This window comes from Flavobacterium psychrophilum DSM 3660 = ATCC 49418 (assembly GCF_002217405.1).
Lineage (GTDB): Bacteria > Bacteroidota > Bacteroidia > Flavobacteriales > Flavobacteriaceae > Flavobacterium > Flavobacterium psychrophilum.
Genome location: NZ_MUHE01000073.1, coordinates 1 through 3753, shown reverse-complemented (window position 1 = coordinate 3753; position 3753 = coordinate 1). Strand labels below are relative to the sequence as shown.

Here is a 3753-nt window from a genome sequence, read left to right as displayed (position 1 = left end):
AATTTTTTCATTTTCAAAGGTTAATAAAAATTATAGAAGATGTGTTTTGTCGAAACAAATAACTCTTTTATTATAAATTTAATAATAAAGAGATAAATGTTTTAGCACAATTCGATACTCGTCAAAGCCCAAACAAAATCAATAAAATAAAATAATTTTCAAATATTTATGAAAGGACCATTATTTTACTCAAAAATATTACTTTTCGGAGAGTACGGAATTATTCGTGACTCGAAAGGATTGTCTATTCCTTATAACTTTTATAATGGTGCACTAAAATCTGACGAAAATCCTTCAGTTGAAGCGATAAAATCTAATCAGAATTTAAAAAAATTAGCTTCTCATCTAGCGTCGTTGCAAGAAGAACAGCCAGCATTAGTTACCTTCAATTTAGAAAGTTTAAATAGCGATATAGAAAGCGGAATGTACTTTGATTCTAGTATTCCCCAAGGATACGGAGTAGGAAGTAGTGGTGCTTTAGTTGCAGCAATTTATGACAAATATGCTCATAATAAAATTACGGTTTTAGAAAATCTAACACGTGAAAAATTATTAACACTTAAAAATATTTTCTCTCAAATGGAGAACTTTTTTCACGGGAAAAGTTCAGGATTAGATCCTTTAAACAGCTATTTGAGTATCCCGATTTTAATAAATTCTAAAGATAATATCGAAGCAACAGGAATTCCTACTCAAAGTCTGAACGGAAAAGGAGCCGTTTTTTTGTTAGATTCAGGAATTGTTGGAGAAACAGCACCCATGGTTAATATTTTTATGGAAAGCTTAAAAGAAGAAGGCTTCCGAAAAATGCTAAAATCACAATTTATAAAACATACCGATGCTTGTGTCGATAATTTTTTAGGGGGCGACATCAAATCATTGTTTGCCAATACCAAAAAATTATCGAAAGTGGTTTTAAATAACTTTAAACCCATGATTCCAGAGCAATTTCACGGACTTTGGCAACGTGGTATCGATTCAAATGATTATTACTTAAAGCTTTGTGGTTCTGGCGGTGGTGGCTATATTTTAGGATTTACCCAAGACTTAGAAAAAGCAAGACTGTCATTAAAAGATTATAAATTGGAAGTAGTTTATCAGTTTTAAGGACTCTCAAACTTTATGACCTTACAACTTTCGAGATAATAAATGCTAAAACGAAAATCAAAATTACTCTTAATCAAAATCTTCAGTTTGTTTTCTGTGGTGCGTGGTTATAATATTCCGGTAGTCGTTTTAGCACAATATTTATCCTCAATATTTATCCTTTCGCCCGAAAAAAGAGCACTCGATGTTATTTTAGATTGGCGATTGTTTCTGCTCGTATTTGTTTCAACACTAACCATTTCGTCGGGCTATATCATCAATAATTTTTACGATTCCGAAAAAGATTTAATTAATCGTCCAAACAAAACAAGGCTAGATAGGCAGGTTAGTCAAACAACAAAACTACAAGTGTATTTTGTGTTAAATTTTTTAGCAACAGCACTTTCACTCATTATTTCGTTTCGAGCAGCTTTGTTTTTTGCAACCTATATTTTCTTAATTTGGTTCTATTCGCACAAACTAAAAAAATATCCAATAGTTGGTAATCTAACCGCTTCGTTGCTAGCAGTTTTGCCGTTTTTTGGGATATTATTATATTTCAAAAATTTTTATCATGTTATTTTTGCCCACGCCATGTTTCTTTTTTTGCTCCTATTTATTCGAGAAATGATAAAAGATTTAGAAAATATAAAAGGCGATATTGCAAATAATTATCAAACCATTCCTGTGCGATTCGGAGAGCGAGTCTCTAAACAAATCATCACATTTTTAACCATTTCGACCATTATTCCAGTTTACATTTTAATCGAAAAATATGACGTAGGTTATATGGATATTTATTTTTATATCAGTCTAATAATTCTAATATTATTCCTGCTCAAACTCTGGAAATCTGAAACGCAAGCCGAATATGTACAACTTCATGTTGTGTTAAAAATTCTTATCGTTGCTGGTGTTTTTTGTATTGTTCTTATAAATCCCTCGGTATTAATAAACGGAAAAGCATTGCTAAAATTATAAATTTTTAGGAGCTAATCCTGCTATCCGTTGCAATCTTTTGTTTTTTAAAGGAAAAAACAAAAGGATTTCCACTGCTATCAGGGCTAAAAATAAAAAATATTAACTCTTAAAACACTATCTTTGCACAAATTACAGAAGTTATGAATAATTCAGGAGGCAATAAAAAAGGAACTGGAGCGAGACCAAACAGTACTCGTCCAAGTTCTAACAAGCCAAAACCAGCGATGGCAAAGCGTGCCCAAGGTCCAAAAAAAGTAAAACCTACAACAAAAGTTGAAGCGGTCGACCCAAATAAAGTAGAGAAAAAACCAAACCAAGCACCTAAAAGACCGAAGGTAAAAGACGAAATACGTTTGAACAAATATATTTCTAATTCAGGAGCTTGCTCACGTCGTGATGCCGATATTTACATACAATCTGGTAACGTAAAAGTAAACGGAATTCCTGTTATCGAAATGGGGTATATGGTAAAACCAGGTGATGTTGTAAACTTCGACGGATCAGTGCTTACGCCAGAAAAGAAAGAATACATCTTATTAAACAAACCTAAAAACTTTACCACTGCTTTCGACGAAGGTCAGGAAAATCGTAATGTTCTAGAGCTAGTAAGAGGTTCTACTAATTCGAAAATCGCTGCCGTAGGAAGAATGGACAAGAATACGACAGGTTTGTTATTGTTTACAAACGATACCGATATGATTCGTAGATTTAGTTTGCCAAGCCAGAAATCATCAAAAATTTACCAAGTTTCTCTAGATAAAAACTTGAAATTTGAAGATTTAGAAAAAATAAGCAAAGGTCTTGTAATAGATGGGCACCGTGTTTTTGTTGAAGAAATTTCTTATATAGAAAAAGAAGCAAAAAGTGAAGTAGGATTAAAACTAAAAACGGCAAACGTAAAAGTAGTGCGTGCTATTTTTGAAAGTTTCAAATATGATGTTCTTCGTATAGACAGGGTATCGTTTGCAGGATTAACCAAAAAGAATTTACCAAGAGGAAATTGGCGTTTCTTGACTGAACAAGAAATTATCAATTTAAAAAACACATAATAAGTTAACCACTAAGTTCACAAAGGTTTTCACTAAGTTCACTAAGATTTGCGTCTTTTTTGTGTCCTTTGTGAATTCTTTGTGAACTTCGTGTTTAAAACAAAAAATATGACACCCGAAAAATTACAATCTATAGCCTTTCGTTGGTTCGAAACCTTTAATAATAAAGAGTTAGAAAAATTATTAGCGCTTTATGATGACGAAGCAACACATTTTAGTCCGAAATTAAAAATTCATAAACCACAAACCAACGGATTAGTGGTTGGTAAAGAAGCGATGAGGTCTTGGTGGCAAGACGCTTTCGATAGGTTGCCAAGTTTGCATTATAAAGTAAAATCGCTTACTGCAAATTCCGATAGGGTTTTTATGGAATATATTCGTCAAGTTGCAAACGAAGACGATATGCTTGTTGCAGAAGTGCTAGAAGTTAAAAACGAAAAAATAATTTCTTCTAGAGTTTATCACGGATAAATTTTAGAAAAGAACAATCTCTTTCATACACATTAATCTTAAAAAAATAAGTTTAATGTGTTTTTATTTTAAATCATATCTATCTTACTGTTTGAAGTGCGGTTTGCCTAAATTAATACCATTTAAAGTTTAAATTTACTGGGATAAAAAAAACATACAGTTTGTC

4 protein-coding genes are annotated in these 3753 nt (G+C 32.0%); all 4 read left to right on the top strand.

All coding sequences use genetic code 11. From position 1 onward, the window contains the following. Positions 1–168: 168 nt before the first annotated feature. The 4 genes from B0A57_RS11880 to B0A57_RS11865 all read left to right on the top strand — a co-directional run bounded on the left by B0A57_RS11880 (position 169) and on the right by B0A57_RS11865 (position 3587). Complete coding sequence (locus B0A57_RS11880) at positions 169–1107, top strand: mevalonate kinase family protein (RefSeq protein ID WP_034097477.1); 939 nt, start codon at positions 169–171, stop codon at positions 1105–1107. A 42-nt stretch (positions 1108–1149) separates the two neighbouring features. Further along, positions 1150–2067: a geranylgeranylglycerol-phosphate geranylgeranyltransferase gene (locus tag B0A57_RS11875; protein ID WP_011962485.1), complete on the top strand. Its 918-nt coding sequence runs from the start codon at positions 1150–1152 to the stop codon at positions 2065–2067. Between the two features lie 140 nt (positions 2068–2207). Next, positions 2208–3116, top strand: a complete 909-nt coding sequence (locus B0A57_RS11870; protein WP_011962486.1) for a pseudouridine synthase — start codon at positions 2208–2210, stop codon at positions 3114–3116. A 108-nt stretch (positions 3117–3224) separates the two neighbouring features. After that, on the top strand, positions 3225–3587 hold the full coding sequence (locus B0A57_RS11865) for a nuclear transport factor 2 family protein (protein WP_034097479.1): 363 nt from the start codon (positions 3225–3227) through the stop codon (positions 3585–3587). Positions 3588–3753 lie beyond the last annotated feature (166 nt).